Below are 5,983 nucleotides of genomic sequence, written 5' to 3'. Positions count from 1 at the left end.
TTTTCCCCCTTTACTGAACTTTTTTTCCCTTTCACATTGAACTTTTCTATTTTTAAAGTACAATGTCTTTATATAAAAGAACTTTATTACAGTTATAAGTTCAAAAGAATAAGGAAAAAAAGTTTAATTGGGAGTGAAGTATTTGGCCAGAATAAATAGCAAAGAAACTTTATTGAATTACGAGAACAGTATATTGAAAAGTAATGAAATTTCCATGTCTAAACTGAGTCATGGTCTTAGCTTAAATCAGATGCAGTTGTTGGCATATGCAATCTACTCTACTCAAAAAGATGGAAATACTGCATTTCGAAAAGCTGACTTTGAAAAGAAGTTTGATCTCGAATATAAAACAGAACACGCTAGACAAGATGCTCAAAAAATATCTCAACTACAATTCAGCATCATTGATTTAGAAAATGATTATTTTGAGTTCTGGAACGTGTTCAACGGAATTAAATATGAACATGGCAAATTTACTTTTCGTTGGAGTACAGATTTTATTCCCCATATACTCGAATTAAAAGAAAAATTTATTACGACAGATTTAACAATTGCTTCTCAATTTAACAGCAGTTTTAGTTGGACACTTTATGATTATTTACAAGCACATTATGGGTACTGGCACAAACCAATCTCGAAAGAAGCAATTATGCGATTATTTGGTGTTGAAAATAAAAAAACTTATAAAGAGAATACTGGACGGTTCAAAAAAACTGTTCTTGATGTGGCTATTAAAGAAATAAACGCCCTAACAGATTTGGAAGTCCGTTATAACGAAGAACGAGAAGGACGAACCATAATTGGGTTTGATTTAATCTGGTCAAACGGCAAGAAGGTGACCAGTGCCACGAAGAAGCAGATCAAGGAGATCCAAAGCATTCTGGATATTGTTTTTGAGGACATGTTCCAGTACATCAATATCAACGATGAAGACGATCGGCAGCGAGCCATTAAGTTGATTCGTGAAATTGAAAACATGCGTGAATTTACCGGCGAACCGATCTGCATTACTAAAGAAAAAGCTGATGACTTGATCAAAAAAGCCGTTTGGAATTTCCGGGAAATGAATCGCTTATTAGAAAAAAACAATCGTCCAGTTTCGGAAAAATCTGTGAAGAAAGTAAAGTTTTATAATTGGTTAGAGGACAGAAGTTAATTCGTTTTTATGAATCAAGAAGGTGTCTATTTTGTTAGGCAGCTTCTTTTTTATGAGCAACAAAGTAAAGCGAAAAAAACGCAGTAGAAAAACAAAAAAATGAGGGAACAAAGAAAAAACAGAGAAAGAGCATAAGAGAAACATGCCCCCATTTTCAATGTGGGACTAGGCAGAGCCTAGTGTTTAAATGGGTACATCATTTTTTCACTTTGGTACAATTTTGTACCACTTTATTTTGTGTTTGGTACAGTTTTGTACCAACTTTTTTAGAGCCGATCCCTTCACTTTTTTCATTTTTTCTTGCTCGATCTTGGAATTTAAAATTTCATTTTTGAACTAAAAAATCTCTAAAAAAACATCAACTATTGTCTTCAACTTCTCATTTTTTCCTGTCACAAACTTGTGCCAAAGCAGAAAAAGTAGTGTCACAGAGTTGTGACACTGGCGCTTTTTCACTGTCACAAACCTGTGCCAAAACGACTTTTTCATGTCACCACCTCAACCCCAGGCTCTGCCTGTGCCCACACTCTCAGTGGGGGCACGTTTTCCTTATGCTCTTTCTCCTCTTTTTGCTTGATCCGTAAAATTTCCGGTTGGATTTGAGCCCCTGCAGGAGATCCAGAACGGCGCCGGTATTTTTGAAAAAGATCGATGCGTATAAATGGGCACTCGCATTGAATCCAGTTGTTTTGAATTTCGTTTTTGAACTGAACCGAATATTTTTAGAAAAAAAGAATGGGATTTCCGCGCCGATCGACAGCAGCAAAAATTCCGGAGTGCCCAGTTATACACCACCCCAAAATCGGGGTGGTGAAAGGGATTCACTTGTCGCCTTCGGATGTAAAAAGTACATAGATAAAAATGAAAAAACAGCAATAATTCGTTCGTAAATTTAGCTTGAAATAGAAGAACGTTCGCAAAGTGTATGACCACATTTACGAACGTTCTTTTTCTGTTTTTCGGTTGCTTTTGAGGTGTTCGAAAACGTGTACTTTTACGAACGGTTCGACTATTGTATCGTTCTTGGATTTGCTAAGTGATTGATATGAAATTTTAGGAAGGACTTTTTGGATTTAAAAGCGAATGGTGAAGTAAGCGGAGTTTATTAAAAAGGTGGGTTTCAAGTGATAGTGACTTTTATTGTGGCAATGGACAGAAACCGGGTCATTGGCAAAGAGAATGACATCCCTTGGAGAATTCCAAGAGATTGGGAGTATGTGAAGGAAACCACCAAAGGATATCCATTAATTATAGGCAGAAGAAATTTCGAATCCATCGGAAGGGTTTTGCCTGAGAGAAGAAATATTATTTTGACAAGAGATCCCGATTTCTTTTTTAAAGGGTGTGAAGTGACACATTCCATTCAAGAGGTCTTTAAGCTATGTAAAGATGAAAAAGAAATCTTCATCTTTGGGGGAGAAGAGGTCTATAAATCATTTCTGCCCTATGCAGAAAAAATGCACATCACCAAAATCCATCACGAGTTCCAAGGCGATACCTACTTTCCGGAAGTAGACTTTTCAGAATGGGTTGAAGTTTCGGTTGAAGAAGGCATTCAAGACGAGAAAAATCCGTATTCTTACTCTTTTCATGTATATGTGAAGGAGGTTTCCTGATGGCTGATGCACAAACGCAATCGCAATTAGAAGTGTTGTCCGAAATTTGCCTATTGACGGAACAATTGGAAATGGAATTTTGGTTGCGTGGTGGCTGGGCAATTGACTTTCTACTCGGAAAAATCACCAGGCCACACGACGACTTCGATTTGATAACGTGGATTCAAAATCGGGACGGTTTAGAAAAAGAACTTTCCAAAGCAGGATATGAACGGTTACCCGTCAAATCCCATTTCGAGAATAGACAGTCTGATTTTCGTAAAAACGAGGTAGATGTCACAGTCGGCTATGTCACCCGATCCATTGAAGGCAATCTGATCCTGAACGGTTTGCCGGAATGGGTATGGCAACCTGACTCTCTGCTGCCTAATCGCTATACATTATGCGGACTATCAGTAAAGGTCTTAAGTCCCCAACAACTTCTGGAAGAAAAGGAAGTCTATGAACAAATTGGCCGAACACCCCGAACAAAAGATATCGAAAGTAAAAAGTTACTTCGCCAACTAATAAGGAATACCAAATAGAATAAATATTTCAGTTTTGAATGGTTTCTCAATGGATGAAAGTTTACATATCATGAGATTATCGGAAGTCACATAAGAAAAACTTTGAGAAGGTGCTAGCAATCAGCACCTTCTTTTTTATTTTTCTAGAAATGCTATTAAATCAGTATCCTTCAGACTAAAAGAAGCATAAAATAAAGCTATATTTAACTTCAATTAAAGCTAAATTTAAGGAGGAAAAACATGCGGATCCCAATCAGTCGATTGGCAAAAGAGCTAAATCTGGAAGCTTATCAGCTCCGGGAATGGGAGAAACGGGGCTGGCTTGGCGAGGTGGTGAAAGACCCGCGCCAGAATCAGCAACGAGTCTATACGGAGGAACAAGTGGAACGAATCCAGTTGATTGCCGAAACTATTCAAGCCCAGCGAGCAATCGGGATTAAGAGGACAGATTTCGAGGAAGTTGAAGCTAGATTATTGGAACAGTTCGGGGGAGAAATTAAACGGATCGATACTGATTTGGTGGTTGCTCCGCAGTCCCTCAACCAGATTGTCGAATTGCTCATGGGACAAAACCAGAAAATCAACGACCTGCAGCAGCTGATGCAACAGCAGCCGAAACAGCAATTGCCAGATCCGGTGGATCATACGGAAGTGCTTGCTGACATGAAAAACGAATTGAAAAAGAGCCAGGAACGGGAAGAACAGCTTTTGGCCATCGTTCAGCAGCTACAAAGTGACCTGGACGAATTGAAAAAATCCCCAATAAAATCCAAGTGGAAGTTTTGGGGCAAAGACTAGGATTTGAATACTGATTTTAGAAAGTCCTGAGGAGGAAGAAAGATGGTCAATGAATTGGTAGGGAATGATTATAGATTACTAGCTGTACAAGCTATTTTTTCAAATGATGATTTAATGGAAATTGTGACATTAAAGGGAGGAAATGCGATGCAGCTACTGGATTTAACCAGTCGTGCTTCTCTGGATATAGATTTCTCCATAAAACAAGGCAGGAGGATTTCGGAAGAAGTTGAAGGAGAATTGTTTAAAAAAAGCCTTCAAAAAATATTTAAAGAACATCAACTGACTGTAATTGATTTTAAATTTGACAGTAAGCCTAAAAAATCCAAACAGGTATCGCCTCCATATTGGGGCGGATATGCCATTGAATTTAAGGTCATTCAAGACGAACATTACGAAAAGCATAAAGATAATGCTCAAAAATTGTCTACTATGGCTGTTTCGATGGAAGGCAACAAGAAGAAAATTGAAATTGATATTAGTTTAGAAGAGTATACAGAGCCAAGAATTGCTATGGAAATAGAAGAGTACACTATTTATCTCTACAGTCCTTTGATGATAGTGTATGAAAAAATTAGGGCCCTATGTCAGCAGCTTCCAGACTATCCTTTAGCCTCGAAAGAAAAGACAAGAGCCCGTGACCTATATGATATTTACTCAGCTATTTCAGTTATGTTAAAGAAAAATGATGAAGATCTTCGTCAAGAAATTTTAAATCCGAAAAATCTCTATATCCTTCAAGAAATGTTCGCTGCTAAAGATGTATCTTATGATTTGATGAAAAAAATCAGAGATTATAAAGAAGAATTAAAGAGAGACTACGAAGATCGGGTAGTACCTCAAATTCCTAACGATGAATCAGTCCCGGACTTCGAATTTCTCTTTGAATACAACCTGGAAATCATTGAGGAACTCCATCAGTTAGTACTAGGATAAATCATAATTTTGAAGTTTCTTTGGGTAATAGATGCCAATATTTTCATCTAGAACTTTTCCAGGAATTTGATAGTCTAAGTAAAAAAATAGACTCGCTTCGTCACTCTTATTTATAGATTCCGAAACCATTTTTAACTGACTGGAAGAATAACCGGTTCTGCTTAGATAAAAATAAATTGATTTCTCGTATAAATAAACATAGTCAAGCTTTTTCAATATCCCTAGAAGCCGATTCACAGATAAATCATCCTTGGCTCGTTCAAAACCATTCAGAATTTCCTCAACACCACCAGCATATTTTGGTCGAACAACACAATCTATTAAAGTTCTTTCTAGATTAGTTACTCGAACTGGCCTATGTGTGTGTGGTGTTTTTAATTCTATGACTCCTAGTTGTCCAGTATGTTTTCCGTTAAGCAAAAAAACTTGGTACTTCTTTTTTTTATAAGAGAATTTAGCTATTTGATTGGTTTGTCTCATCGGTCTATTAAACGCATAGTCTAGTTTTTGCTGAGTCACTTTATTTTCAGAATCTCTAGGTTTAGGAGTTTGCTCTCGATTGATATAAATATTTTTCGGGATGTTATGGGTTAAATCGTGTAAAAAAAGAGCGCTGTAATGAGAAACATAGGCACCTGGATTGAGACTCAAAGCAATTTCAAAAGGATGAACAGTAAAATCGATTAGTACGTATCTTTCTGTTTTAACATCATTAGGAAGGTCAACTTTGACTGTTTCCAATATCGGGAGATCGGTTGTTATCAAATCAACAAACCGTCCATATTTAAAAGATCGTCCTAAAACCTTTTGTTCTTTTAAGTCTTCTAAAATTTTAATGAGATCTATCCTAGAAAAAACAGATTTGATCTCTGAAAAATACGATCTTAACCACTTCACATCAATATCGGGAATTTTCCTAGCATTCATAAAACCCCTTCTTCCTATACTACTAGTATATATACTAGTAGTAT

Annotated in this window: 7 protein-coding genes; 6 read left to right on the top strand and 1 reads right to left on the bottom strand. The window is 36.9% G+C overall.

Annotated features, from left to right (window positions below; translation table 11 throughout):
• Window positions 1-142: 142 nt before the first annotated feature.
• From IQ294_RS16140 to IQ294_RS16115, 6 genes are all read left to right on the top strand, one after another.
• On the top strand, window positions 143-1,156 hold the full coding sequence (locus tag IQ294_RS16140; protein WP_203335070.1) for a replication initiation protein: 1,014 nt from the start codon (window positions 143-145) through the stop codon (window positions 1,154-1,156).
• Between the two features lie 638 nt (window positions 1,157-1,794).
• Window positions 1,795-2,046, top strand: coding sequence for a hypothetical protein (locus tag IQ294_RS16135; protein ID WP_203335069.1), 252 nt, complete (start codon window positions 1,795-1,797; stop codon window positions 2,044-2,046).
• Between the two features lie 234 nt (window positions 2,047-2,280).
• Window positions 2,281-2,772, top strand: coding sequence for a dihydrofolate reductase (locus tag IQ294_RS16130; RefSeq protein WP_172685268.1), 492 nt, complete (start codon window positions 2,281-2,283; stop codon window positions 2,770-2,772).
• On the top strand, window positions 2,772-3,296 hold the full coding sequence (locus IQ294_RS16125; RefSeq protein ID WP_015085261.1) for a nucleotidyltransferase domain-containing protein: 525 nt from the start codon (window positions 2,772-2,774) through the stop codon (window positions 3,294-3,296). The genes IQ294_RS16130 and IQ294_RS16125 overlap by 1 nt, the downstream gene beginning before the upstream one ends.
• A gap of 222 nt (window positions 3,297-3,518) precedes the next feature.
• Window positions 3,519-4,076, top strand: a complete 558-nt coding sequence (locus tag IQ294_RS16120; protein WP_015085262.1) for a MerR family transcriptional regulator — start codon at window positions 3,519-3,521, stop codon at window positions 4,074-4,076.
• Window positions 4,077-4,118: 42 nt separating this feature from the next.
• The gene (locus IQ294_RS16115) at window positions 4,119-5,012 is read left to right on the top strand and encodes a nucleotidyl transferase AbiEii/AbiGii toxin family protein (protein ID WP_015085263.1); all 894 of its coding nucleotides are present in this window, start codon (window positions 4,119-4,121) and stop codon (window positions 5,010-5,012) included.
• Here IQ294_RS16115 and IQ294_RS16110 read toward each other — a convergent pair.
• Window positions 5,004-5,983 (bottom strand): type IV toxin-antitoxin system AbiEi family antitoxin domain-containing protein (locus tag IQ294_RS16110; RefSeq protein ID WP_238942891.1); only part of this gene is annotated, 980 nt, incomplete at its 5' end. The two genes, IQ294_RS16115 and IQ294_RS16110, sit on opposite strands and share 9 nt — an antisense overlap.

This window comes from Planococcus beigongshangi, from assembly GCF_016820495.1.
GTDB lineage: Bacteria > Bacillota > Bacilli > Bacillales_A > Planococcaceae > Planococcus > Planococcus beigongshangi.
The sequence above is the reverse complement of the archived record's forward strand: the minus strand, read 5'-3'. Positions and strand labels throughout refer to the sequence as shown.

What these genes read in the sequence shown, in the direction of transcription:
- IQ294_RS16120 (WP_015085262.1), top strand. Translation starts at nt 3,519, where the DNA reads ATGCGGATCCCAATCAGTCGATTGGCAAAAGAGCTAAATCTGGAAGCT.
- IQ294_RS16115 (WP_015085263.1), top strand. Translation starts at nt 4,119, where the DNA reads ATGGTCAATGAATTGGTAGGGAATGATTATAGATTACTAGCTGTACAA.
- IQ294_RS16125 (WP_015085261.1), top strand. Translation starts at nt 2,772, where the DNA reads ATGGCTGATGCACAAACGCAATCGCAATTAGAAGTGTTGTCCGAAATT.